Genomic DNA, 24,677 nt, shown 5'->3' with positions numbered 1-24,677 from the left:
TTTTCGTAGAGCTAGAAAAAAGAAAAAATGAAATTCAGATTACAATCAGAGTATAAACCTACCGGAGACCAACCTACAGCTATTAAACAATTAGTTAGTGGACTAGAAAAAAACGATCAATACCAAACACTTTTAGGAGTTACCGGTTCCGGTAAAACATTTACGGTAGCAAACGTAATCGAAGAAGTACAAAAACCAACTTTGGTTTTGGCTCACAATAAAACGTTGGCAGCCCAATTGTATGCTGAATTCAAACAATTTTTTCCGGATAATGCAGTTGAATATTTTGTAAGTTATTATGATTATTACCAGCCCGAAGCATTTATCCCTACTTCTGGTACCTATATTGAAAAAGATTTATCTATAAACGATGAAATCGAAAAACTACGGTTAAGCACCACTTCTTCATTATTAAGTGGTCGTCGAGATATTATAGTAGTAGCGTCGGTTTCGTGTCTGTATGGTATTGGTAATCCAGTAGAATTCCGTAAAAATGTGATTTCTATTGAAAGAGATATGCAAATTAGTCGGACAAAATTTTTACACAAGTTGGTGCAAAGTTTGTATTCTCGAACAGAAGCTGAATTTACTCATGGTAATTTCAGAATAAAAGGAGATACCGTGGATGTTTTTCCGGGTTATGCCGATAATGCTTTTCGAATTCACTTTTTTGGAGATGAAATTGAAGAAATTGAAGCTTTTGATCCAGGAACTAACGATATCATTGAAAAATATGAATGCTTAAATATCTATCCGGCTAATATGTTTGTAACCTCTCCTGATGTGTTACAAAATGCCATCAAAAGCATTCAAGACGATTTGGTAAAACAAGTCGATTATTTCCGTGATATAGGTAAACATTTAGAAGCAAAACGTTTAGATGAACGAACTAATTTCGATTTAGAAATGATTCGGGAACTTGGTTATTGCTCTGGAATCGAAAATTATTCTCGGTATTTAGATGGAAGAAAACCAGGAACTCGTCCTTTCTGCTTGTTGGATTATTTTCCAGATGATTTTTTAATGGTTGTTGATGAATCTCACGTAACGGTTCCGCAGGTACATGCCATGTATGGTGGCGACCGTTCTCGAAAAGAAACTTTAGTAGAATATGGTTTTAGGCTTCCTGCTGCAATGGATAACCGACCATTAAAATTTGAAGAATTTGAAGCGCTACAAAATCAAGTAATTCATGTAAGTGCTACACCAGCAGATTACGAATTACAAAAAAGTGAAGGCGTATATGTAGAACAAGTTATTCGACCAACCGGGCTACTAGATCCGATAATTGAGGTTAGACCTAGTTTAAACCAAATTGATGATCTTATTGAAGAAATTCAAACTAGAGTAGAAAAAGATGAACGAACACTAGTAACTACCTTAACTAAGCGAATGGCTGAAGAATTAGCCAAATATTTAACCAGAATCGATATTCGGTGTCGTTACATTCATAGCGATGTAGATACTTTAGAACGAGTAGAGATTATGCAAGATTTACGTCGTGGCGTGTTCGATGTTTTAATAGGTGTTAACTTATTGCGAGAAGGGTTGGATTTGCCTGAAGTTTCTCTTGTAGCTATAATTGATGCTGATAAAGAAGGTTTTTTAAGAAGTAACCGATCGCTTACCCAAACCATTGGTCGAGCAGCAAGACATATTAAAGGAAAAGCTATTTTGTATGCCGATAAGATTACCGATAGTATGCAAAAAACGATGGATGAAACCGAATATCGACGTACCAAACAGATAAATTATAATAAAGCACATAACCTTACTCCTAAACCACTTGTTAAAAAATTAGAGTTAGATAATTCTTTAATAAAACAAAAATTAGACGTTTACGAGGAAGGCAAAAAACCAGCACTAAAAGTTGCAGAAGAAGAAGGAGCCTACTTATCAAAAGGGCAAATTGAAAAAACAATTCGAGAAAAACGAAAAGCTATGGAAGCAGCTGCTAAAGATTTAGATTTTATGGAAGCAGCTCGACTTAGAGATGAAATCAAAATCTTTCAAGATAAGTTAAAGGAACAAGCTTAACACTTGCTTTTTATAATTAATTATAGTCAAATTAGCACGAAATTTTAAGACTTAATAAAGGTTATTATTTTATGTACTTACAATAGATTATAAAATATTTAACATCTAAAAAATTGATTATAAGCATTTTACGTTATATTTTTAAAATTACCCAAAAACATATGGTTTGCTGAAGTGTCTTTAAAATCAAGATGCTATGAATTCGTATTGTTTTATTATTTGCCTATGTATTTCCTCTTTTCTAACAGCGCAGGTTGGTATTAACACCGATAATCCTAAAGCTACTTTACATATAGAAAGTTTAGAAAAGGACGCACCTTCTAATACAGATGGTATTTTAATACCAAGAATTAATAATTTTCCAGAAACAGAACCTAGTCAAGACCAGCATGCCATGTTGGTTTTTCTAAACCGAGAACTCCCTAATTATAAAGAAGGATTCTATTATTGGAATGATAAAACAAATTTATGGACTCCTATAGAAGGTGATTTTTCAGAATCAAATTTCTATAAAACTAATACCAATTCTTCTCCAAATAATATCAACGAAACTATTTACAGAAATGGGAGTATTAGTATCGGTACAGAAGAGACTGAAATAAATACCAAACTTCATATTAACACAAATACAGATACTATACAAAGCGCAATAAAAATTGAAAATAATAATCCATCGACAGCAGTTATTACCAGCTACGGTATCGAAATCGATAATAATAGCTTGGTTGAAGGAAAAAAATATGGAATTAAAAATAAAGTAAGCACAAGCGGAGAAGGTATCCATTACGGTATATTTAATGAAACTTTTCAGAGTTCTGGTACCAACATTTATGGATTATTTAATCGTGTAGGACGAACAGCTGGGGCTAGTAGTAATAACTATGGGATATATTCTGAAATAGGAAGCGGAACTGCTCAAGGTAATATCTACGGAATTTACAGTACAGCGGAAGGTAACAGTAATGCGGATGTTTTTGCAGGTTACTTTGCAGGAAGACTCGGTATTGGTAGGACTACTGAAAATGCTTATATTTTCCCTGAATTTAAAGGACAAGAAAATCAGGTTTTAGCACTTACTGAAAACGGTATTCTAGAATGGCGGCTTCCCTCTACACAATCTTATATTTCAACCACTAGTAGTACCGGAGATTTTTTGATTGAAGATGAAGTAGGTACACTTCGAATTAATGATAATGTGGATAGTGTTGTATTACCAATAGCTTCAGAGCATAAGGGAAGAACAATCACACTAATAATTTGGTCGACAACTTCAGAAAAAATAATCAAATTTCAAGATACTTCAGATGATTTATTTGATGTGCGTACAAGCAGTTCTATTTCTTCTTTAGAAAGTAGTAGTATTTACACCATACAAAGTGCCGGTAATCGTTGGATATTATTGAATAAATTTTAAACTAAAAAAGCATCCAAAATTGGATGCTTTTTTAGCGATTTTAAGCTAAACTATTACGAAATTTCAATAGCTCGCTTTGCTGGAACTTTAGCCTCTTCTTTTTTAGGTAATAAAATGTCTAATACACCATTATTGTAACTAGCTGAAATTTTACTACTGTCTACAGAATCAGGTAAACTAAAAGCTCTTTTAAAAGTGCTGTAACTAAACTCTCTACGTGTATATTTACCATCTTTATCAGTTTCTTCTTTAGAAGATTTCTCTTCTGCAGAAATGGTTAATACATCGTTATTCAATTCAATATCAAAATCTTCTTTCGATTTTCCAGGAGCAGCAACCTCAACTTTAAAACCTTCATCAGATTCTTGTATGTTTACCGCAGGAATTCTTGTTCCTATATTGTTAACATTTGTTGTTCCTCCTAACCAATCTGTTTTAAACATATCATCAAATACAGATGGCAACCAGTTTTCATTTCTCTTAATTAAACTCATAACTTTTATTTTTTTATTAAACTTTTGTTCATTTTCAAACTCGATAAGTTATTAGCAATTTAAATTCCAAAATATTTTTAACGTCATTTAGTCATATTTAAACAAAAATTTAGCGACAAATTGTCGCTTTTTAATTTAAACAAAAAGGTAAAAGAATAATTATATAATCATATTGTCATTTTTGAGTATAAAAAAAGCGATCTTAAGATCGCTTTTGAATAATAATAGCTAATAATATAAAAAACTAGCTTTTATAGATTTTTTTAGGAATTGCATCTTTATTAACTAATAGAGCAGTAGTTTTAAACTTCACGTAATCTTTGGTTACATATAAATACCCTTTATAATCGTTAGATTCTCCCCAAGAGTTTTTAACAATATAGTATTCTTTTCCATTTTGATCTTTAGCCAAACCTACAATCTGCATTCCGTGATCATCGGTAGTGGTATAGTTATCAAATGCTTCTTGTCTCATTTTCGGAGTAATTTCTCGCTCTGGTTTTGGAGCACTAAACAAAGTTGCTCTTTCTTTCGGAGTCATTTCTGAATATTCTCTTTCAGGTACAAATGCTACTCCATTTTTCCAACTGAATGATTTCTCACTAACATCAGTGGCCCAACCTACGGTATATCCTTCTTCTAATGCATTATCGATTGTAGCAGTTAAATCATCCATTTTTACATTATAAGCATAATCGAAACTCCAGTTATCTGGAACAGATAAAAATACATTAGTATAAGCAGGTTCATCAGGAATACAAGTAAGTTCTAAATAATCATTAGCATCTAAACCAACTACTTCTTTTGCAAAAGACTTTGGTGTATATGTTTTTCCCTTGTATTCAAATTCTTCAGGAACTTGACCTAAATAACTATCTAGAACTGCAGTAAAAGCATCTATCCAATTTGGCGTCAACTTTCCGTTTTTGTTCTGAACAATTCCGTCTAACATTCCTTTTAATGCTGCTTGCATCTCACCGAACTTATTATAATCGGTTCCATAATTTAAACCACTATAAACTTCTTGTGGAAGCGCACCATATTTTTTATAAATATTAGTAACATCATGCAAAGCACCACCATCTCCCCAGTTTAAACTACCATGCATACGTACATAGTTTTTAGCTTTTTCGATATACACACAACGAGCGGTGTAAATTTCAGAAATATCTACAGGTTCTTTTCCTTCACGAATCATTTCAGATTCAAGAAAAGAGTTTCCTGAATAACTCCAGCAAGTTCCACTACTTCCCTGATTTTTTACTGAAGTAGATTCTAACATAATAATTGGCTTAAACTGAAACCCTTCTTTAGCAGCCACACTATGGTTGCTATTTAATGATTCAATTAAGTCATCTTGAGCCACTGCACCTACTGTTATAAACGAGGCTAATGCCAGTGTCATTAATTTATTTCTCATAATTTGATAAAAATTTTAAGCAAAGTGCTAAAGTAATCAATTATTCTCTTTTTTTTAAATAAAAAAGCCCCTTTAACCCAATGATAGTCTTGGTTTAAAAGGACTTTTATTTTTTAAAAAATATTAAAACTCGACTAGTCTCGAGTTAAACGTTTGTATTTTATACGTTTAGGCATAGCATCTCCACCTAGACGTTTTTTCTTATTCTCCTCATAATCAGAAAAACTACCTTCAAAGAAATATACTTGAGAATCTCCTTCAAAAGCAAGGATATGAGTACAAACTCTATCTAAGAACCAACGGTCGTGAGAAATAACTACCGCACATCCTGCAAAATTCTCTAAACCTTCTTCTAAAGCTCGAAGTGTATTTACATCAAGATCATTTGTAGGCTCATCTAGCAGAAGAACATTTCCTTCTTCTTTTAACGTCATCGCTAAGTGAAGTCGGTTTCTCTCCCCTCCGGACAGTTTATTAACTTTTTTATTTTGTTCGCTTCCACTGAAATTAAATCGACTTAAATAAGCTCTCGAGTTAACTTGCCTACCGCCCATCATAATTAATTCCTGCTCGTCACTAAAGTTTTGCCAGATTGTTTTTTCAGGATCAATATTAGAGTGGCTTTGGTCTACATAAGCAATTTTAGCTGTCTCACCTACTTCAAAAGAACCTTTATCAGGTTGCTCTTCACCCATTATCATTTTAAAAATAGTCGTCTTACCGGCACCGTTTGGCCCTATAATTCCAACAATTCCAGCTTGAGGTAAATTGAAATTAAGATCTTCATAAAGTAACTTATCACCAAAAGCTTTACTTACACCATTTGCATCTATTACGTTTGTTCCTAAACGCGGACCATTTGGAATATAAATTTCCAATTTATCGTCCATTTGTTTTTGATCTTGACTTAGTAATTTATCATAGTTTTTAAGACGTGCTTTTTGTTTAGACTGTCTTCCTTTCGGATTCATCTTCGCCCATTCTAACTCACGCTCTAATGTTTTTTGATGCTTACTGGCTTGTTTTTGTTCTTGCGCCATACGCTTAGATTTTTGATCTAACCAAGATGAATAGTTTCCTTTCCATGGAATACCTTCTCCTCTATCTAGCTCAAGAATCCACCCGGCTACATTATCTAAGAAATAACGGTCGTGCGTTACAGCAATTACAGTACCTTTATATTGTGCTAAATGATGTTCTAACCAATGTACCGATTCAGCATCTAAATGGTTAGTAGGCTCATCTAATAATAAAATATCAGGTTGTTTCAATAATAAACGACAAAGAGCTACTCGCCTTCTTTCCCCTCCAGATAATACCGAAATTTTCTTATCCGCATCCGGAGTTCTTAAAGCATCCATAGCGATATCTAGCTTGGTATCTAATTCCCAAGCATTACTAGCATCGATTTTGTCTTGAAGTTCTGCCTGCTTGTCCATAAGCTTCTGCATCTTATCTGCATCTTCATAAACTTCAGGTAAACCGAACATGTCGTTTATCTTATTATACTCATCTAAAACAGCTACAGTTTCCGCTACTCCTTCTTTCACAACTTCAAGAACTGTTTTATCCTCATCTAATTTCGGCTCTTGCTCAAGATAACCAATACTGTATCCTGGAGAAAATACTACATCTCCTTGATAATTGGAATCTTGCCCAGCAATAATTTTTAATAAAGTAGATTTACCAGAACCATTAAGCCCTAAAATTCCAATTTTAGCACCGTAGAAAAAACTTAAGTAAATATTTTTTAAAACCGGTGTATTTGCCGATTTGAAGGTTTTAGTCACCCCACTCATCGAAAATATCACTTTATTATCGTCTGCCATATATAAGTATTATTTTTTATTTTTATGTGTATTACGAATTGCAAAACTACAAATAAACCTATTAAGTTTATTGATGATCGCCTAAAAGTCTCAGAATCACAATTAATTGTCCTAAATGATAAGCGTTATGCTCTATAACTAACATTAATTCTCGTAATAAGGTATGATTTTTACTATTTTTTACCGGTTCGTCAAGATCGTTTGTTTCATCTAAAATATAATTTGCTAATTGCTGCCTTTCGGCAAAGAATTGTTCTTTTAAAGACTCCCAATCTTCTTTGCTTTCCGGAGCTTCTTTTTTATCCCAATAGCCTTCTGGCCAATTAGGCGTTTTATAGGTATCGGAAACTATATAATTTAAAATATCTTTTTGAGCATACCGAATATGGTAGAATATTTCATAAAAAGAATAAGGTAGTGGCGTTATTCGTTTTCCTAAATCTTCAAAGGAAATTTTGTTTAACACTTCTGTTATAGGCATAAACGCCTCTCCACCATCAAGATGCTTCACCAACTGTTGTCGTTCCATAAAATGCGTTATTTAAGATTTAAATTCGGCCTTTAAGGGCATTAAATACCCAGGATATAGCAAAAAAACCAATACCAACCACACTAAACCCAATGGCATGATCTTTATATTTTAAGACACCTAATAATACAATAGCTGTGGCTACTATAAAAATTATAAAGGAAGCCCAAGCGAAAATGGTGTTCTTATTTAATTTCATATACTTTATTTAAGTTACAAATATCGGATATTTTGGCTACTTATTTAAAAATCGAATACTCCGTATTTTGTATTTTAGCCAAAATTGTGGAATTTTCAACCCTTTTTTAGAAAATACTAACAAATTTATTCAATATAAAAACAATAAATACACTGATCTCAAAACACTGTTTATATGGACATTAACTTCAATAAAAATGAAGATCATAATAAATTATTAGTCTCCGATTTAAATCATCACCTTAAAAGAATTAAACTAGGTGGGGGTGAAAAACGTATTGAAAAGCATCACTCAAAAGGAAAAATGACCGCCAGAGAGCGTATTGATTTTTTACTAGACAAAGCTGATGATGCTATCGAAATAGGTGCCTTTGCTGGAGATGACATGTATAAAGAGCATGGAGGCTGCCCAAGTGGTGGAGTTATTGTTAAAATTGGAAAAGTTTCAGGAAAACAATGTATTGTTGTTGCTAATGATGCCACTGTTAAAGCCGGAGCTTGGTTTCCTATAACTGGAAAGAAAAACTTACGCGCGCAAGAAATTGCTATCGAGAATAAACTCCCTATAATTTATTTGGTAGATAGTGCTGGTGTTTACTTACCGATGCAAGACGAAATTTTTCCTGACAAAGAACATTTCGGTAGAATTTTTAGAAATAATGCTATAATGAGTAGCATGGGTATTACTCAAATTGCTGCTGTTATGGGAAGTTGTGTTGCTGGAGGTGCTTATTTACCAATAATGAGTGATGAAGCTATTATTGTTGAAAAAACTGGAAGCATTTTTCTTGCCGGAAGTTATTTAGTGAAAGCTGCAATTGGTGAAAGCATCGATAATGAAACTCTTGGCGGTGCTAACACACATTCTGAAATTAGTGGTGTTACTGATTATAAGGCAAAAGATGATAAAGATGCGCTTGTCAAAATTCAAAATATTATGGATAAAATCGGCAATTTCGATACTGCTGGTTTTAACCGGAAAACGCCCACTAAACCTAAATTTGCTTGTGAAGAAATCTTTGGTATTTTACCTAAAAAGCGATCTGACCAATACGATATGAAGCAAATTATAGAACGTTTGGTTGATGGATCTGAATTTGAGGAATATAAGCAAGGATACGGACAAACCATTATTACCGGTTATGCACGTATCGATGGTTGGGCTGTAGGAATTGTAGCCAATCAACGAAAAATTGTAAAAAATAAAAAAGGAGAAATGCAATTTGGCGGTGTAATTTATTCTGACTCTGCAGATAAAGCTACTCGTTTTATAGCCAACTGTAATCAAAAGAAAATTCCGTTAGTATTTCTTCAAGATGTTACCGGTTTTATGGTTGGTAGCAAAAGTGAACATGGTGGTATTATAAAAGATGGCGCAAAAATGGTAAATGCAGTTAGTAATTCTGTAGTACCCAAATTCACTATAATTTTAGGTAATTCCTATGGAGCTGGAAATTATGCAATGTGCGGTAAAGCTTACGACCCACGCCTTATTGTTGCTTGGCCAAGTGCTGAACTAGCTGTTATGGGAGGCACGCAAGCTGCAAAAGTTTTAGCACAAATAGAAACTGCTTCTTTAGCTAAAAAAGGAGAAAAAGTAGATGCTGAAAAAGAGAAGAAAGTATTCGAAAAAATTAAAGCGAAGTACGATGAGCAAACTTCAGCTTATTATGCAGCAGCTAGATTATGGACAGATGCAGTAATCAATCCTATGGATACAAGAAAATGGATTTCGACAGGAATTGAGTGTGCTAACCACGCTCCTATCGAAAAAGATTTTAACTTAGGGGTTATTCAAACTTGATTATAAATTCATAAATATCTATTACTTAATGGCAATTCTATTTTTTTAATTTAAACAATAAGAATGAAAAATTTTCTTTCTCTATTTTTACTATCCTTATTTACATTTTCCGCTTCGGCACAAATGCTAAGCAATAAAAAAGAATATACTGAAGCCGATACACTTCGGGGTTCTTTAAGAGCTGAACGAGCTTACGATGTTTTGAAATATCACCTAAAATTAAAAGTAAATCCTTCCGAAAAATTTATTAACGGAAGTAATATTATCACTTTTAAAACGGAACAAAAACTCCCCGTAATCCAGATCGATTTATTTAAAAACATGGATATTGACTCGATTATGTTCCATGGAAAAGCATTGAATTATAAAAGAAAATACAATGCTGTTTTTATTGATTTTGAAGAATCTTTAGCTAAAAACACTACCGATTCTTTAGAGTTTTTCTATTCCGGACATCCCATTATCGCTAAAAATGCTCCTTGGGACGGTGGTTTTGTTTGGACCAAAGACGAACAAGGAAATACATGGGTTGGTGTAGCTGTACAGGGAACCGGAGCTAGCCTTTGGTATCCAAATAAAGACCATCAAAGTGATGAACCTGAAAGTGTACAGCTAGATATTGCTGTTCCTAATGGATTAATGGATGTTTCTAACGGAAGAATGATTGGTAAAAAAGATCTAGGAAATGGATATACACAATGGAGTTGGAAAACAGTAAGCCCGATTAACAATTACGATGTAACCTTAAATATTGCTAATTATGCGCATTTCTCTGATAAGTTTAAAGATTTAACATTAGACTATTATGTACTTCCTTACAATCTTGAAAAAGCAAAAAAACAATTTCAGGAAGTTAAAGACATGATGGCTTGCTTTTACGAAAAAATGGGACCTTATCCTTTTATAGAAGATGGATACAAATTAGTAGAAACTCCGTATTTAGGCATGGAACATCAAAGCGCGGTTGCTTACGGAAACCATTACAGTAAAGGTTATTTAGGACGTGATCTTTCCGGTACAGGAATCGGCCTAAAATGGGATTATATTATAATTCATGAATCTGGACATGAATGGTTTGGAAACAGTATTACAGCAAAAGATATTGCTGATATGTGGATTCATGAAAGTTTTACAACTTATTCTGAATCTATTTATATAGAATGTAGGTGGGGTAAAGAGGCAGCTCAAAAATATATAAAAGGGCAACGGGCTAATATTTTAAATCAAGAAACAATAATTGGGGATTATGGTGTAAATGCTGAAGGTTCCGGAGATATGTATTATAAAGGTTCTAGCTTATTGAATATGATCCGAAGCATTTATAATGACGACGAACTTTGGTGGAATACACTTCGAGATTTTACTAAAATCTACAAACACAAAATAATTGAGAGCAAAACTGTTGAAGATTTCTTCAATAAACCCATAAAAACTGATTTGCAACCGGTATTCGATCAATATTTAAGACATCCGCATATTCCGGAATTGCAATTCAAAAGGGAAGGAAAAACTTATGCCTACCGTTGGAGAGCTAATGTTGAAAATTTCAAGATGCCAGTAGATGTGTTTATCGATGGAAAAGAAATTCGTTTAAAACCGACTTTGAATTGGAAAAAATTAGATCAAAAAGTTTCTAATAAAAATGAAATTAAATTAAACGATCTTGAATTTTATGTTAACATGAGTTTTAAATAAATACTATTTAGAAGTTGTATATCATAATATTAAAAAACTCAAAATCGAATAAAAAATACACTATACATGTTTATTATAAACCTGACTTATAAAACTGAGTTAGAAAAAATAGAACAATTTCTTAAGGCTCATATTGAATTTCTAAACGAACAATATGAACTAGGAAATTTTCATGCTTCTGGACGAAAAATTCCAAGAACAGGCGGAATAATTTTATCGAATATTAAATCTAAATCTGATTTGGAGAAAATTATTGAAAAAGACCCTTTTAAGAAAAATGAATTGGCGGATTATGAAGTGACTGAATTTGTACCAAGTAAAACTTGTGATAAATTAAAATTCTTGACGGAATAAAAGCACAAACAACAATTTATAGATGCAATTATACTAAATTCGACTACGTTCGAATCTAATATGAATAATCAAAAAAAGAAGGTTGAAATTTGATATTTCAATCTTCTTTTTTTGATTTTAGATCAACCGCTGCTTTCTTCCAATTATAAAATAAAGAATCGTTCCCAAAAAATTGAAAAATAATACGACGAGAAGCCAAATAATTTTATCATTTTCCTTAAAGTTATTGCGTACAATATCGATTATCGCCAAAAGAGGAAACAAAATGGCGAAAGTTAAAATCAGTAATAGCGGAAAGCCCATGATTATTTTTTTTGGTTATAAAAACAAAATACAAATTAAAACACTTATAATCAACAAAATAACACACTTTTTTAACTCATTTTACTCCTTAACGTATTATCACGGTGAATTTTCCCGCTAGAAGTCTCTTCAAATTTTTCAACGAAATAAATCTTCTTAGGTTTTTCGAATTTTTCTAAGGATTTAAGTTTATTGATTCTTTCTGTCACTCTAACCAATTCTTCTTCAGAAAAACCTTTTTCAACAAACAATACCAATTTATTCCCTAAAGCATCGTCAGGTATAGAGGTTATAAAAAATCGGAAATCAATAATCCTACCTAATTTTTTTTCAATTTCCTCAGGATGTAATTTCACGCCTCCGCTGTTTATAACATTATCAATTCTCCCCTTCCAAACAAATTTTTTATACGTTATAATATCAACTACATCATTGGTTACAATAACTTCATCCGATAAATTAAAAGCCTTTATTATTAAACAACCACGTTCATCTTTACTTATATTAATATTAGGTAATATTTTAAAAGGTTTTGGTTGTTTCTTGCTTTTGTTTTTTTTCTTTTTCGGATTTACTCTTCTTGCAGCAATGTGTGTAATAGTCTCCGTCATCCCGTAGGTTTCGTAAACCTTTGTTTTGGACTTTTTAACCATCTTTTGCAACCGAAGCGACATTGCACCACCTCCTACAATTAGCTTTTTTACCAAATGTAGCCTAGCTACCGAATTATCTAATTGAAATGGCGTCATGGCACAAAAATCATAGGTTTTAAAAACTTGATCAAGTGGCGAAGAAGATGGTGGTACTAAATCGAGTTGCCAACCACAAACAATAGCACGAATAATCATCATTTTACCAGCTATATAAGTTGCCGGGAGACAAAGTAAAGCAGTGGTTTTTTCGGGTAAATCAAAGTATTTAGAGGTTGCTAAAGCAGAATTAACCATATATTCTTTTTTTAGCTGAATAATTTTTGGAGTACCTGTTGATCCTGAAGTTTTAACTTCAAGATATGCACTTGGTTTTAACCAATCTAACAAGAACTCCCCTATTTCTTCTTCGTAAGCTTCTCCATTTTTTATAAACTGAAAAGCTAATTGCCTTAATTCAGCATTTGTATATTGCTTTTTATTTAACCTAAAAGCTAAATGCGGTTCTGGGATTTTAAAAAATTCTGCCATAATAACTTATCAAAGATGATAATATACTTATTTCTGCATGTTATTTTAGTACTACCAAATAGTAAATTATAATTCCTATTTTAGGATATATCTTCTGAAATAGTATTGGAAACTACTGGTTTTTCTACTCTTCCGAAAAGTTTATTTCGCCAATTGTTCCATTGGTATCTTTTTGCATAAATAATAAGGATTAATGGATAAATAACCAACACTCCTATCCATACATCCCAACCGGCAACAGGTTTTGATACATCTTTAAATATAGATTCTGTATTAAAAGCTGTCCAATCTGCGGTAACTAACAACGATGCTACCAAGTTGTTTGCAGAGTGAAACCCTAACGAAAGTTCTAAGCCTTCATCCATCAACGTCATGATACCTAACATAAAGCCTGTACCAATATAAGTTACCATTACTAAATCTCCCATTTGGCTAACTTCCGGATTGCTATAATGAAGACCACCAAAAACAACAGAAGTAATTACTAATGGCACCCATTTATAACGCATATTCGCCCCAATTCCTTGCATAAGATACCCCCTAAATAAATATTCTTCAAAACTGGTTTGCAGTGGAATCATCACAATAGCGATAACCGTTAAAATTAAAAAGGGTTTTAATTGAAAATGAAACTCATAGTTCTCAGGATTGATGATAAAACAATCTACCAAAACCATTACAATATTTAGAACAGCTATTACTGAAAATGAAAACCAAAATCGCCGCCAATCTATTTTTTTACGGCTGGTGGTTAGCGAAGTAATAGTTTGTTTATGCAATACTTTAACTACAAACAATAAAACCAACAACGCCACGGCAAATGATAAGAGAATTAGAAAAAATGTAAGATTACTATCTAATGCTTTCATTAAGCTAGCCTCATCACTAAACTGTTGCATCCCATAAACGCCGTACTTTGCCATTATTGCACCTACTAGTGGTAACTGCCCGACAAACATGCCTAGTACTATTATAATAGTTCCTAAAATATAACGCCAAATTTGAAATCTTCCCTTAAATGCTTGTTCTATATACATTTACTTTTTTTAAAATTTAAAATCCCAATTTAAATCAGGATCGTAACTAATTTTTCCGTCTTTTACTAGTAACGGACTTTCAATATTATTGGTATATAAACTACCGGTTCCTAATCCTTGCGGGATCGAAACTTCTTTTTGATAAGTAAATTGAGAAATTGCATTCAACCCTATATTACTTTCTAAAGCACTAGTATTCCACCAACCAATATTATTTAATTCTGCCAATTCAATCCATTGTTGTGTTCCTTTAAAACCTCCTATTAAACTTGGTTTAAAAATAAGATATTGTGGCTGTATACTTTGTAGCAGTTTTTTCTTTTCCGTTTCAGTAACTACACCAATAAGTTCTTCATCTAGCGCAATTGCCAAAGGTGTTTTTTCACATAAGGTTGCCATCTCATCCCAGTTACCCTGCTTTATAGGTTGCTCTATACTATGCAGCTCTAATTCACTTAAACGTTTCAATTTCTCTAAAGTAGTTTGCGGAGAAAATGCTCCGTTAGCATCAACCCGTAATTCAATTTCTTTGGATGAATATTGAGAGCGAATATATTTTAGCAGTTCCATTTCGGTTTCAAAATCGATTGCCCCAATCTTCATTTTTATGCAATTGAAGCCTGATTTTAATTTATCTTCTATTTGAGATTTCATAAAATCTTTTTCTCCCATCCAAATGAGACCATTTATAGCAATTGAATCTTCTCCCCGTGTAAATGCTGAAGGGAATAATTCAAAATTATTTTCGCTTTTTAAAGATTGAAAAGCCATTTCTAAACCAAACTGAATACTGGGAAAGGTTACTAATTGTTTCCAAAGTTCATCTTTTCCTAAAGTAATATTTTCACAGGCCCATTTAAGCGTCTCTTCATAATCTGGTCGATCATCGATACTAAGCCCGCGTAAAATACCGCATTCTCCCAATCCTACTTGATCATCTTCCTCAATTTTTATAAACCAAGTTTCTTTAGTAGTAAGAACGCCCCGCGAAGTTCCGCTAGGGCGTTTAAAATTTAAAACGTGTTTTTTATAAGTTGCTCGCATTTACACCGTCATTTTATCTCCGATATTCAATAATAACAATTCTTTTTGTTTTTGAGCAAATTTTTGTTTTGCAGAATCATGATCTATTTCAATTAACTCAAACGTATCATAATGGCAACCTAAAATTCGATCACATTCTACAAAATCGCTTGCCACAATTGCTTCATCTACTCCCATGGTAAAATTATCTCCTATTGGCAATACAGCTAAATCAAGCTTTGTAAATAACGGGATCAATTTCATATCATTACTAAGTGCGGTATCTCCAGCGATATAAATATTTTTCTCAGAAGTTTCAATCACAAACCCTCCTGGTAAACCTCCCGATGCTCCGTCAGGAAAAGTACTACTGTGCCAAGCTGGGACATATTTTACTTTTCCGAATTCAAAATTCCAACTCCCACCATGATTCATAGGATGAGTTCTAAGGTCTTTTTCTCCGTAATAAGAAGCTATCTCTGCATTACTAACTATTGTTGCTCCTGTATTTTTTGCAATTGCTTCTACATCTAACACATGGTCTTGATGGGCATGTGTTACTAAAATATAATCTGCTTTTAAATCAGCAATATCTATATCTTTTGCTTTTTCGTTACCGGTTATAAAAGGATCTACTAAAATATTGAATTCCCCTATTTGTAAACCTAAACAATTCTGTCCGTAAAATGTAAGTTCCATACTTGCTACTTTTTTATGTAAAATAAGTAATGCTTATAGAATTCTTAAAATTTGAACTTCTATAATTTTGTTAAACCTTAATTATAATACCGCTCCAACGGCGAAAAGTAAAGCCAATGCAAATGTAGAAAGCGATAAAAACTTAAGTTCTGGATCTAGCAGCTTGGGTAATTTGTTTTTCATAACTCTATTAACATGCAAAAGCAAAGGGATAAATGTTATAATATATAAAAAATCAACCCAAGTTTGATACGATAATACTGTATAAATTAACATACAGCAAATTGCTGCAAAAATTAAAAAATAATGATAGTTTCTAGCTTTAGACAACCCTAATTTTACAGCTAAGGTTATTTTACCGGCGCGTTCATCGGGTTCTCGATCTCGCATATTATTTAAATTAAGCACACCCGCACTTAAAAAACCAATAGCAGTAGCGGGCAATAACACTAATGCATTTAACTGGTTTGCATATAAAAAATACGAACCATATACCGATACCAATCCAAAAAACAGAAATACAAATATATCTCCTAAGCCTTTATAGCCATATGCAGACTCTCCAACAGTATATTTAATAGCCGCTGCTATTGCTCCAATTCCAAGGAAAAAAAACAATATTGAATATATGAAATTTTCACTTCCAAACGCTACATATATTAAAGACACAGCAATTAGTAATGTAACTACAGAGGTAATTATAATACCCGTTTTCATTTCTTGATGAGTAATTAAACCGCTTTGCAAAGCTCGTTGCGGCCCGATCCGTTCATCATTATCGGTTCCTTTCACCCCATCTCCATAATCGTTTGCAAAATTAGATAGTATTTGTAATCCTAAAGTAGTAGCTAATGCTAAAGCAAATATTTCTATAGAAAAATAGCCTAAATGAGCAGCTATTGCAGTACCTACAATAATTCCTGATAACGATAATGGCAGCGTCCGTAGGCGTGCTGCTCCAATCCAGGATTTTAATTTTATCATGTTATCGCATTATTTTTACTAAAACTTCTTTTAATATATCTCCTGAAGCTAAATTTACTGCCCCAACTCCTTTACTTTTAATATCGGCTTCTTGTAATACTGAGATTACATGACTTACCTTTTTCATGGGATAATTTTTAGCCGCTATCGCATAATCACTCACAAAATAAGGATTTACTTTAAGTTGCTTAGCTACATTCATTTTAGATTTATCGGGTAAACCATGATATTGTAACAACTGTGAAAAGTAAGCAAACAGTAATGAGATGGTAACAACTAAAGGATTATCGCGCGGATTATCGGCAAAATAATTAATAATGCGATGCGCTTTTACTTCATCTTTTAACCCTACTGCTTTTCGTAATTCAAAATTATTGAAATCTTTACTAATCCCTATATTCACCTCTATTATCTCCGGAGTAATTTCGGTTTCCGGTTGGCAAACTAATTGTAATTTTCGTAATTCATTATCGATTTTCCCTAAATCTGTCCCTAAAAATTCTACCAACATTTGCGATGCCTTAGGTGAAATACTCAGATTTTTACCATTAAGGTTTTTAACTATCCAATCAGCTACCTGATTTTCATATAGTTTTTTACTATTAAAAATAACGCCATTCTTCTGAATGGTTTTATACAATTTTTTACGCTTATCGAGTGTTTTATATTTATAACATAATACTAGCATAGTAGAGCGCTGTGGTTGCTCTGCATAGGCACTTAATTTATCGATTGTTCTAGCTAAATCTTGAGCTTCTTTAACTATAATTACCTGACGTTCGGCCATCATAGGGAAACGTTTCGCATTTCCCACAACCTCATCGATATTAGTATCTCGGCCATACATAATTATTTGATTGAAGCCTTTTTCTTCTTCTTGCAATACATTTCCTTCAATGTAAGAAGCAATTTTATCGATAAAATAGGTTTCTTCTCCCATTAACAAATAAATAGGCGCAATACTTCCTTTTTTTATATCAGCAACAATTTTTTTTACTTCGTCCATTAAAAAAATAATCTTTTAAAGATTTTATTATTTTTACGCAGCAGCTCTTTCAGAATATATATTCTTTAGTATTTTTGAATACTTATGATAGTGCTTAATTTTCCAACTTATAATTTCAGGTTCAAAAATAGTCAAAATAAAATAGCTGTTTTTGACGAACTCCGGAAAAAATTCATCATCCTAACTCCAGAAGAATGGGTACGCCAACATTGTGTTCAGTTTTTAATAAAAGAAAAAAACTTCCCAAAAAGTTTAATTAATGTTGAAAAACAACTGAAGCTAGGAAAGTTAATAAAGCGATACGATATTGTAGTGTATAATAGCGATGGTAGTATTCACTTAATTGTAGAATGCAAAGCACCGCATATAAAAATAACACAACAAGTTTTCGATCAAATTGCACAATATAATTTAACGTTAAACGCTACCTATTTAATGGTAACAAACGGATTATCCCATTACTTTTGTAAAATGAATTATCAAGAAGCTAAATACGAATTTCTACAAGAAATACCACCCTATAATCCAAATTAAATGAAAACCGCGGTAGTTATTTTAAATTGGAATGGGCAAAAACTTTTAGAACTATTTTTACCATCCGTAATACAATTTAGCCCGGAAGCTACAATTTATGTAGCAGATAATGCTTCTACAGATACTTCTATTAAGTTTTTAAAAGAAAACTATCCGCAAATTCAACTTATTCTGAATACAGAAAATGGCGGATACGCAAAAGGTTATAATGAAGCTCTAAAACACCTTACTGAAGATATATTTATATTACTAAATAGTGATGTTGAAGTAACCAAAAACTGGCTTACTCCTATTCTATCTATTTTTAAAGAAGATGCTAACACTGCCGCTGTTCAACCTAAATTATTAGATTATAATAATCGAAATTATTTTGAATATGCCGGAGCAGCCGGTGGTTTTATAGATAAATATGGGTATCCCTTTTGTCGTGGACGAATTTTTGATACCTTAGAAGAAGATATTAATCAGTATAACGATGTATCTGAAATTTTTTGGGCAAGCGGTGCATGTTTAGCTATTAGAAATAAAGCCTTTAAAGAGGCAGGCGGTTTTGATAATGATTTTTTTGCACATCAAGAAGAGATAGATCTTTGCTGGCGTTTAAAAAATAATGGGTACTCTATAAAATATACTAGTCGGTCTAGCGTTTATCACCTCGGAGGAGCTACGTTAAATAAAATGAGTCCTAAAAAGACATATTTGAATTTTAGAAATAGCCTTTTTATGCTCACAAAAAATCTTCCCAAAAATAAATTATGGTCCATTTTATTTTTTAGAATGGTTTGGGATGGAATAGCTGCAATGAAATTTGCTATTGGGGGAGAATTTCAACATTTCCTTGCAGTTGCAAAAGCACATAGTAGCTTTTATAAAAATTTCTTGAAAATGCATAAAAAACGTAGTAGCAACAAAAAAATAACAAATTATTACAATATAAATTCTATAATAATAACATATTTTATAAAAAATAAAAAAACATTCAAAAAATTAATATAAAGTTCTATAAAAGTATTGAAACAACTACTTTTAAGCTTTAATTTTTTTTGATATTTTTGGAAAATCTAACATTAACAATAATTACTATCAAGTTATGAAAAAAATCATGCTTTTATCAGCCACTGTGGCTATTCTATTATCATCTTGTGTTTCTAAAAAGAAATACTCAGATTTAGAAGCAAAACAAAAAGAAACTCAAGACCAATTAAATACAGCTACGGTTAAATTAAATGCGTGTCTTGAAGATAAAAATGAAATGACAGAGCGCATTAAAGTTCTTAATAACACAAATGCAGCTTTACTTAATAATGTAGGCGATTTGGCAACTCTTTCTAAAAAAGAAGCAGAAAACTTAGAGCGTTCTTTAGAAAGTATCAAAGAAAAAGATCTTGCTATCCAAAGCATGCGTGATGCTATCAACAAAAAAGATTCAGTTACATTAGCATTAGTAACTAGCTTAAAAGGTGCTTTAGGTAACATGAACGATGAAGATATCGAAATTAATGTAGAAAAAGGAGTTGTATATGTTTCTATTTCTGACAAATTATTATTCGATAGTGGACGTTACAACGTAACTAGCCAAGCTAAACAAGTACTTGGTAAAGTAGCTACAGTAATTAAAGACAAACCAGATATCGAGTTTATGGTTGAAGGACATACTGATGATAAATCAATCAGCACTTCAATGTTCCGTGATAACTGGGATTTATCTGTAAAAAGAGCAACTTCTGTAGTACGTGTTTTACAAGATGAATTTAACGTTGATCCTAAGCGTATGACTGCTGCTGGTAGATCTTACTACAAACCAGTTGCTTCTAACGAAACTGCTGAAGGTAGAGCTAAAAACAGAAGAACAAGAATTGTTGTACTTCCTAAATTAGACCAATTCTACGGAATGATTGAAGAAGGAATGGAAAAAGCTTCTGAAGCAAGTAACTAATTAGAATACAATTTTCTATTATAAAAAAAGCCACGCTATATATAGCGTGGCTTTTTTATTTTAAAACTCATTTGAATACTAAACTATTCTGCTTTTAAAAAAGCAGTTTTATGAGTGAAAATTAAGGAAATCCCCCTTTTCCTTAACGTACTAAACATTAAAAAAGAAATTAAAAAATCTCGATTATTAGCCGAGGTTCTCCTTAAATCATACAACTAACTACTACATTATTTCTATACTTCCTTTACCTTCACGAAGTACTTCTGGATCACTAGTTGTTAAATCTATCACTGTACTGGCTACATTATCTCCGTATCCACCATCTACTACAATATCTACAAAGTTATCCCACTTTTCTTGAATTAGCTCCGGATCGGTAGTATATTCAATAACTTCATCTTCATCCTTAATAGAAGTAGAAACTATTGGATTACCTAGTTCTTGTACAATTTTCCGACAAATCTCATTATCTGGAACACGAATCCCTACAGTTTTTCTCTTTTTAAATACATTAGGTAATTTATTATTTCCCGGCAGAATAAATGTATAAGGTCCAGGCAAGCAACGCTTCAATATTTTAAAAGTTGCGGTATCTATTTGCTTCACATAATCGGATAAATTACTTAGATCATGACAAATAAAACTAAAATTTGCTTTGTCTAATTTTACTCCTTTCAGTTGTGCAATTTTCTCTAATGCACTTACATTAGTAATATCGCACCCTAATCCATATACTGTATCGGTTGGATAAATAACTAATCCACCGTTACGAAGTACTTTAACAACTTTGTCTATTTCTTTTGGGTTAGGATTTTCCTCATAAATACGAATAAGTTCTGCCATAATAATTATACTTTCTCTACTTCTTGTTCAAGCTTTAAGACCTTACTTCCGTCTTTTTGTTCTATACAAAGCGCTTTATTTCCCTGCGTTCCCTTTCGGGTAATTTTACTACCGCCTATGGTTTTAGTTATTTCTTCTGTATAGGTTTCCATAACTTTACCTGATGCAATACCATTATTCCATTTCCACTTCACTTTGCTCCCTTTTTAAATCATTATTTTCTTGATGAAGTTAAAAAGAAAGCCACAAAAAGGCTAGAGAATAACAGAATTTTAACTCCTATTTTAGGATAGCATTTTCAGCTTAGCAAAACGTAGTAATAATTTTTTTATCCCTCCGTTTTCAAAGTGAATTTCTGCTTTTTTATCATGCCCTACTCCTTCAATAGCCAATACTTTTCCTTTACCAAAACGCATATGCTCTACCGAATTTCCTACTTCTAACTGAATATTGTTAGTTGCTTTGGTAGGTTCGGAAGCTGCCGGTCTTACTTTTCGCAATTTACGTAATTGATCTTCGGTTGGTTTATGAGAAGGTGGTGGCGTTCCTGTTTTAGGTTTTTTCTGGCGATATTTAGATTTATCAACTTCATCACCAAAAATATCAGTATCTATTAAAGGTTTATACTTATAATCATCTTGAGGAATCATATAATCAAGATATTCCCCATCTATTTCTTGGATAAAACGACTTGGTTCGGCATCTACTAATTTACCCCAACGATACCTACTTTGTGTGTAGGTAAGATAAGCTTGCTTTTCAGCTCGTGTTACTGCAACATAAAATAATCGGCGTTCTTCTTCTAATTCAGATCGAGTATTCATACTCATTCCTGATGGAAATAAATCTTCTTCCATCCCAACAATATATACGTACGGAAATTCTAATCCTTTAGCTAAATGTATCGTCATTAAAGCCACACGATCATCGTCTCCGGTATCTTTATCTAAATCGGTTGCTAATGCTACATCTTCTAAAAATTCAGCAATCGATCCGTTAGCATCTGCTAATTCTTTTTGTCCTTCTACAAAATCTTTAATCCCGTTGAGTAATTCTTCTATATTCTCAATTCTGGCAACACCTTCCGGAGTTCCATCTTTTTTAAGTTCTTGTAGCAATCCTGTTTTTTTAGCAACCGTATCGGCCACTGTAAAAGCATCTGCATTTTCAGCCAAAATCGTAAAATGCTTAATCATATTTACGAAATTGTCTAGCTTGGTACGCGTACTTTTATTAATTCTGATTTCTTCTAAATGATCGAGATGTTCGATCACTTCAAAAATTGATTTTCCATATTTATTGGCTGCAATACTTAATTTATCCATTGTTGTAGCACCAATTCCTCTTGCCGGATAATTAATAATACGTTTTAGCGCTTCTTCATCTTTTGAATTAATCAATAATCGTAAATAAGACAGTACGTCTTTAATTTCTTTACGCTGATAAAACGATAAGCCTCCATAAATTCGATATGGAATATCTTTTTTTCGGAGTGCATCTTCCATTGCTCTACTTTGGGCATTGGTTCGATATAAAATTGCAAAATTTCCGTTTGTTAACTGATTTTGCATTTTATTTTCAAAAATAGAGCTTGCCACATAACGACCTTCTTCAGCATCTGTAAGAAGTCGGTTTACTATAATTTTCGAGCCACTATCGTTAGCTGTCCAAACTATTTTTTCAAGTTTAGTCTGGTTTTTATCGATTATCGAATTGGCTGCATTTACAATATTTTTGGTTGATCGATAATTCTGCTCTAACCGATACATTTCTACGCCTTCATAATCTTTCTGGAAATTTAAAATATTATTAATATTAGCTCCTCGAAATGCATAAATACTCTGAGCATCGTCCCCAACAACACAAATGTTTTGAAACTTATCGGAAAGTGCTTTCACTATTAAATACTGAGAATGGTTGGTATCCTGATACTCATCTACCAAAATATACCGAAACCTGTTTTGATATTTTTGAAGTACTTCCGGAAACCGATTTAAAAGCTCGTTTGTTTTCAGCAATAAATCATCAAAATCCATTGCTCCAGCTTTAAAACATCGCTTAACGTATTCCTGATAAATTTCGCCCATTCTCGGCCTTTTACTCATTGCATCTGCCTCTACCAACTCTGGATTATTGAAATAGGCTTTTACTGTTATCAGGCTATTTTTAAAAGAAGAAATCCGGCTGTATACTTGTTTATATTTATACACATCTTTATCGAGACGCATATCTTTAATAATAGCTCGAATAACACTTTGCGAATCTTGAGTATCGTAAATAGTAAAATTAGAAGGATAACCTAATTTATCGGCTTCGAAACGCAAAATTTTAGCAAAAATGGAGTGAAAGGTTCCCATCCACAAATTTTTGGCTTCACTAGTCCCTACAATCTGAGAAATACGATGTTTCATTTCTCGAGCTGCCTTATTGGTAAAAGTAAGCGATAAGATATTAAACGGATCTACCCCTTTACTCATTAGGTATGCAATTCTGTAAGTAAGCACCCGTGTTTTCCCAGAGCCGGCTCCGGCAATAACAATCATAGGTCCTTCAATCTGTAATACTGGCGCCCTTTGGGCTTCATTTAACTCGGCTAAATAAGCTTCCAATCTCTTCAATTTTTAAAAACGTGAAATTAACCAAAATGAATGAAAATCTAAACTCGGCTTCAGAATAGTTTTAAACAGCTATCACTGAATAGATTTTCAAAATCAAAAAAACTCTAACAACTATAATTTCTAAAACAAATTAAAGTTTTAAAACCTAACTTTTTATTTAACTTTAAAAAAAATACATTCGTTTCTTAGAATATCGATTACTATGAACAATTCAGATTTATTACAACTATTGTATAATACGTTACCGGCACTAATTGTAGGCGGTGTGGCATTTTATTTTTTTAAAACATATTCTGAAAATGAAAATCGGAGAAGACGATTTTTATTACATCAAGAAACTCAGAAAACAGCACTTCCGCTTAAATTACAAGCTTACGAACGAATGGCCTTATTTTTAGAACGTATTTCTCCAGGGAATTTATTAATAAGAATACGGCCAGAAACTACCGATAAAATTAAGTATTCGAATACTTTAATTGCTGCAATAGATCAGGAATTTGAACATAATTTAGCACAACAAATTTATGTATCAAATGAATGTTGGAATTATATAAAAACGGCTAAAAACGCAACAATTTCTTTAATTCGCCAAACTGCCGCAGATAATAAGGTTGAAAATGCTGCAATGCTTCAGGAAAAAGTGTTAACGGTACTAATGGATCAAGATTCTCCGACTGTAGCTGCGCTTAGTTTTGTAAAGTCTGAAGTTAGAGAGTTTGTGTAGTTTAACTATATATTT

Annotated in this window: 24 protein-coding genes; 9 read left to right on the top strand and 15 right to left on the bottom strand. The window is 32.6% G+C overall.

Annotation, left to right across the window (positions count from 1 at the left end; translation table 11 throughout):
* Positions 1 to 27: 27 nt before the first annotated feature.
* Together uvrB and ACN0WI_RS12180 are read left to right on the top strand one after the other, a co-directional pair.
* Positions 28 to 2,037 (top strand): excinuclease ABC subunit UvrB, encoded by a 2,010-nt coding sequence (uvrB, locus tag ACN0WI_RS12185; RefSeq protein WP_417887196.1) that lies wholly within the window; start codon positions 28 to 30, stop codon positions 2,035 to 2,037.
* Between the two features lie 196 nt (positions 2,038 to 2,233).
* Entirely contained in the window at positions 2,234 to 3,451 is a 1,218-nt protein-coding gene (locus ACN0WI_RS12180) for a hypothetical protein (protein WP_417887195.1), read from the top strand.
* 53 nt (positions 3,452 to 3,504) lie between these two features.
* On the opposite strand, the gene ACN0WI_RS12175 is transcribed toward ACN0WI_RS12180, so the two are convergent.
* The 5 genes from ACN0WI_RS12175 to ACN0WI_RS12155 all read right to left on the bottom strand — a co-directional run bounded on the left by ACN0WI_RS12175 (position 3,505) and on the right by ACN0WI_RS12155 (position 7,922).
* On the bottom strand, positions 3,505 to 3,945 hold the full coding sequence (locus ACN0WI_RS12175) for an Hsp20/alpha crystallin family protein (RefSeq protein ID WP_417887194.1): 441 nt from the start codon (positions 3,943 to 3,945) through the stop codon (positions 3,505 to 3,507).
* Between the two features lie 244 nt (positions 3,946 to 4,189).
* The gene (locus ACN0WI_RS12170; RefSeq protein ID WP_417887193.1) at positions 4,190 to 5,365 is read right to left on the bottom strand and encodes an aminopeptidase C; all 1,176 of its coding nucleotides are present in this window, start codon (positions 5,363 to 5,365) and stop codon (positions 4,190 to 4,192) included.
* A 134-nt stretch (positions 5,366 to 5,499) separates the two neighbouring features.
* Positions 5,500 to 7,194, bottom strand: a complete 1,695-nt coding sequence (gene ettA / locus ACN0WI_RS12165) for an energy-dependent translational throttle protein EttA (protein WP_417887192.1) — start codon at positions 7,192 to 7,194, stop codon at positions 5,500 to 5,502.
* 67 nt (positions 7,195 to 7,261) lie between these two features.
* Positions 7,262 to 7,723 carry a DinB family protein gene (locus tag ACN0WI_RS12160; RefSeq protein WP_417887191.1) on the bottom strand — a complete coding sequence of 154 codons (462 nt, stop codon included), beginning with the start codon at positions 7,721 to 7,723 and terminating at the stop codon, positions 7,262 to 7,264.
* A 19-nt stretch (positions 7,724 to 7,742) separates the two neighbouring features.
* Positions 7,743 to 7,922 carry a CAL67264 family membrane protein gene (locus tag ACN0WI_RS12155; RefSeq protein WP_417887190.1) on the bottom strand — a complete coding sequence of 60 codons (180 nt, stop codon included), beginning with the start codon at positions 7,920 to 7,922 and terminating at the stop codon, positions 7,743 to 7,745.
* 174 nt (positions 7,923 to 8,096) lie between these two features.
* Here ACN0WI_RS12155 and ACN0WI_RS12150 point away from each other — a divergent pair, with 174 nt between their 5' ends.
* The 3 genes from ACN0WI_RS12150 to ACN0WI_RS12140 all read left to right on the top strand — a co-directional run bounded on the left by ACN0WI_RS12150 (position 8,097) and on the right by ACN0WI_RS12140 (position 11,774).
* Positions 8,097 to 9,725: an acyl-CoA carboxylase subunit beta gene (locus tag ACN0WI_RS12150; protein WP_417887189.1), complete on the top strand. Its 1,629-nt coding sequence runs from the start codon at positions 8,097 to 8,099 to the stop codon at positions 9,723 to 9,725.
* Between the two features lie 63 nt (positions 9,726 to 9,788).
* On the top strand, positions 9,789 to 11,420 hold the full coding sequence (locus tag ACN0WI_RS12145) for a M1 family metallopeptidase (RefSeq protein WP_417887188.1): 1,632 nt from the start codon (positions 9,789 to 9,791) through the stop codon (positions 11,418 to 11,420).
* Between the two features lie 66 nt (positions 11,421 to 11,486).
* Positions 11,487 to 11,774, top strand: a complete 288-nt coding sequence (locus ACN0WI_RS12140; RefSeq protein ID WP_417887187.1) for a YciI family protein — start codon at positions 11,487 to 11,489, stop codon at positions 11,772 to 11,774.
* A gap of 117 nt (positions 11,775 to 11,891) precedes the next feature.
* On the opposite strand, the gene ACN0WI_RS12135 is transcribed toward ACN0WI_RS12140, so the two are convergent.
* From ACN0WI_RS12135 to holA, 7 genes are all read right to left on the bottom strand, one after another.
* Entirely contained in the window at positions 11,892 to 12,077 is a 186-nt protein-coding gene (locus tag ACN0WI_RS12135) for a PLDc N-terminal domain-containing protein (RefSeq protein ID WP_417887185.1), read from the bottom strand.
* A 71-nt stretch (positions 12,078 to 12,148) separates the two neighbouring features.
* On the bottom strand, positions 12,149 to 13,258 hold the full coding sequence (locus ACN0WI_RS12130) for an AMP-binding protein (RefSeq protein WP_417887184.1): 1,110 nt from the start codon (positions 13,256 to 13,258) through the stop codon (positions 12,149 to 12,151).
* An 80-nt stretch (positions 13,259 to 13,338) separates the two neighbouring features.
* On the bottom strand, positions 13,339 to 14,295 hold the full coding sequence (locus ACN0WI_RS12125; protein ID WP_417887183.1) for a CPBP family intramembrane glutamic endopeptidase: 957 nt from the start codon (positions 14,293 to 14,295) through the stop codon (positions 13,339 to 13,341).
* A 9-nt stretch (positions 14,296 to 14,304) separates the two neighbouring features.
* Positions 14,305 to 15,339, bottom strand: a complete 1,035-nt coding sequence (locus ACN0WI_RS12120) for an o-succinylbenzoate synthase (RefSeq protein ID WP_417887182.1) — start codon at positions 15,337 to 15,339, stop codon at positions 14,305 to 14,307.
* The gene (locus tag ACN0WI_RS12115) at positions 15,340 to 16,017 is read right to left on the bottom strand and encodes a metal-dependent hydrolase (protein WP_417887181.1); all 678 of its coding nucleotides are present in this window, start codon (positions 16,015 to 16,017) and stop codon (positions 15,340 to 15,342) included.
* Positions 16,018 to 16,098: 81 nt separating this feature from the next.
* The gene (locus ACN0WI_RS12110) at positions 16,099 to 17,001 is read right to left on the bottom strand and encodes a 1,4-dihydroxy-2-naphthoate polyprenyltransferase (RefSeq protein WP_417887179.1); all 903 of its coding nucleotides are present in this window, start codon (positions 16,999 to 17,001) and stop codon (positions 16,099 to 16,101) included.
* Between the two features lies 1 nt (position 17,002).
* On the bottom strand, positions 17,003 to 18,007 hold the full coding sequence (gene holA, locus ACN0WI_RS12105) for a DNA polymerase III subunit delta (RefSeq protein WP_417887178.1): 1,005 nt from the start codon (positions 18,005 to 18,007) through the stop codon (positions 17,003 to 17,005).
* A gap of 84 nt (positions 18,008 to 18,091) precedes the next feature.
* Here holA and ACN0WI_RS12100 point away from each other — a divergent pair, with 84 nt between their 5' ends.
* From ACN0WI_RS12100 to ACN0WI_RS12090, 3 genes are all read left to right on the top strand, one after another.
* The gene (locus ACN0WI_RS12100) at positions 18,092 to 18,541 is read left to right on the top strand and encodes a type I restriction enzyme HsdR N-terminal domain-containing protein (protein ID WP_417887177.1); all 450 of its coding nucleotides are present in this window, start codon (positions 18,092 to 18,094) and stop codon (positions 18,539 to 18,541) included.
* A complete protein-coding gene (locus ACN0WI_RS12095; RefSeq protein ID WP_417887176.1) occupies positions 18,542 to 19,537 on the top strand; it encodes a glycosyltransferase family 2 protein in 996 nt (331 codons plus the stop codon).
* 94 nt (positions 19,538 to 19,631) lie between these two features.
* On the top strand, positions 19,632 to 20,477 hold the full coding sequence (locus tag ACN0WI_RS12090) for an OmpA/MotB family protein (protein WP_417887174.1): 846 nt from the start codon (positions 19,632 to 19,634) through the stop codon (positions 20,475 to 20,477).
* Between the two features lie 222 nt (positions 20,478 to 20,699).
* Here the strand turns inward: ACN0WI_RS12090 and ACN0WI_RS12085 are convergent, their stop codons facing one another.
* The 3 genes from ACN0WI_RS12085 to ACN0WI_RS12075 form a co-directional block, all read right to left on the bottom strand.
* Positions 20,700 to 21,320: an L-threonylcarbamoyladenylate synthase gene (locus ACN0WI_RS12085; RefSeq protein WP_417887173.1), complete on the bottom strand. Its 621-nt coding sequence runs from the start codon at positions 21,318 to 21,320 to the stop codon at positions 20,700 to 20,702.
* 5 nt (positions 21,321 to 21,325) lie between these two features.
* Complete coding sequence (locus tag ACN0WI_RS12080) at positions 21,326 to 21,514, bottom strand: DUF2945 domain-containing protein (protein ID WP_417887171.1); 189 nt, start codon at positions 21,512 to 21,514, stop codon at positions 21,326 to 21,328.
* A 90-nt stretch (positions 21,515 to 21,604) separates the two neighbouring features.
* Positions 21,605 to 23,929, bottom strand: a complete 2,325-nt coding sequence (locus ACN0WI_RS12075; protein WP_417887284.1) for an ATP-dependent helicase — start codon at positions 23,927 to 23,929, stop codon at positions 21,605 to 21,607.
* A 211-nt stretch (positions 23,930 to 24,140) separates the two neighbouring features.
* Here ACN0WI_RS12075 and ACN0WI_RS12070 point away from each other — a divergent pair, with 211 nt between their 5' ends.
* Complete coding sequence (locus tag ACN0WI_RS12070; protein WP_417887169.1) at positions 24,141 to 24,662, top strand: hypothetical protein; 522 nt, start codon at positions 24,141 to 24,143, stop codon at positions 24,660 to 24,662.
* The last annotated feature ends 15 nt before the right edge of the window (positions 24,663 to 24,677 follow it).

The sequence above is a fragment of the Zunongwangia sp. genome, assembly GCF_048269745.1.
Lineage (GTDB): Bacteria > Bacteroidota > Bacteroidia > Flavobacteriales > Flavobacteriaceae > Zunongwangia.
This window is presented reverse-complemented; position numbering and strand designations above follow the sequence as displayed.

What these genes read in the sequence shown, in the direction of transcription:
- ACN0WI_RS12100 (WP_417887177.1), top strand. Translation starts at nt 18,092, where the DNA reads ATGATAGTGCTTAATTTTCCAACTTATAATTTCAGGTTCAAAAATAGT.
- holA (WP_417887178.1), bottom strand. Translation starts at nt 18,007, where the DNA reads ATGGACGAAGTAAAAAAAATTGTTGCTGATATAAAAAAAGGAAGTATT.
- ACN0WI_RS12130 (WP_417887184.1), bottom strand. Translation starts at nt 13,258, where the DNA reads ATGGCAGAATTTTTTAAAATCCCAGAACCGCATTTAGCTTTTAGGTTA.
- ACN0WI_RS12085 (WP_417887173.1), bottom strand. Translation starts at nt 21,320, where the DNA reads ATGGCAGAACTTATTCGTATTTATGAGGAAAATCCTAACCCAAAAGAA.
- ACN0WI_RS12120 (WP_417887182.1), bottom strand. Translation starts at nt 15,339, where the DNA reads ATGCGAGCAACTTATAAAAAACACGTTTTAAATTTTAAACGCCCTAGC.
- ACN0WI_RS12150 (WP_417887189.1), top strand. Translation starts at nt 8,097, where the DNA reads ATGGACATTAACTTCAATAAAAATGAAGATCATAATAAATTATTAGTC.
- ACN0WI_RS12090 (WP_417887174.1), top strand. Translation starts at nt 19,632, where the DNA reads ATGAAAAAAATCATGCTTTTATCAGCCACTGTGGCTATTCTATTATCA.
- uvrB (WP_417887196.1), top strand. Translation starts at nt 28, where the DNA reads ATGAAATTCAGATTACAATCAGAGTATAAACCTACCGGAGACCAACCT.
- ACN0WI_RS12160 (WP_417887191.1), bottom strand. Translation starts at nt 7,723, where the DNA reads ATGGAACGACAACAGTTGGTGAAGCATCTTGATGGTGGAGAGGCGTTT.
- ettA (WP_417887192.1), bottom strand. Translation starts at nt 7,194, where the DNA reads ATGGCAGACGATAATAAAGTGATATTTTCGATGAGTGGGGTGACTAAA.
- ACN0WI_RS12170 (WP_417887193.1), bottom strand. Translation starts at nt 5,365, where the DNA reads ATGAGAAATAAATTAATGACACTGGCATTAGCCTCGTTTATAACAGTA.
- ACN0WI_RS12135 (WP_417887185.1), bottom strand. Translation starts at nt 12,077, where the DNA reads ATGGGCTTTCCGCTATTACTGATTTTAACTTTCGCCATTTTGTTTCCT.
- ACN0WI_RS12145 (WP_417887188.1), top strand. Translation starts at nt 9,789, where the DNA reads ATGAAAAATTTTCTTTCTCTATTTTTACTATCCTTATTTACATTTTCC.
- ACN0WI_RS12125 (WP_417887183.1), bottom strand. Translation starts at nt 14,295, where the DNA reads ATGTATATAGAACAAGCATTTAAGGGAAGATTTCAAATTTGGCGTTAT.
- ACN0WI_RS12175 (WP_417887194.1), bottom strand. Translation starts at nt 3,945, where the DNA reads ATGAGTTTAATTAAGAGAAATGAAAACTGGTTGCCATCTGTATTTGAT.
- ACN0WI_RS12140 (WP_417887187.1), top strand. Translation starts at nt 11,487, where the DNA reads ATGTTTATTATAAACCTGACTTATAAAACTGAGTTAGAAAAAATAGAA.
- ACN0WI_RS12070 (WP_417887169.1), top strand. Translation starts at nt 24,141, where the DNA reads ATGAACAATTCAGATTTATTACAACTATTGTATAATACGTTACCGGCA.
- ACN0WI_RS12115 (WP_417887181.1), bottom strand. Translation starts at nt 16,017, where the DNA reads ATGGAACTTACATTTTACGGACAGAATTGTTTAGGTTTACAAATAGGG.
- ACN0WI_RS12095 (WP_417887176.1), top strand. Translation starts at nt 18,542, where the DNA reads ATGAAAACCGCGGTAGTTATTTTAAATTGGAATGGGCAAAAACTTTTA.
- ACN0WI_RS12110 (WP_417887179.1), bottom strand. Translation starts at nt 17,001, where the DNA reads ATGATAAAATTAAAATCCTGGATTGGAGCAGCACGCCTACGGACGCTG.
- ACN0WI_RS12180 (WP_417887195.1), top strand. Translation starts at nt 2,234, where the DNA reads ATGAATTCGTATTGTTTTATTATTTGCCTATGTATTTCCTCTTTTCTA.
- ACN0WI_RS12155 (WP_417887190.1), bottom strand. Translation starts at nt 7,922, where the DNA reads ATGAAATTAAATAAGAACACCATTTTCGCTTGGGCTTCCTTTATAATT.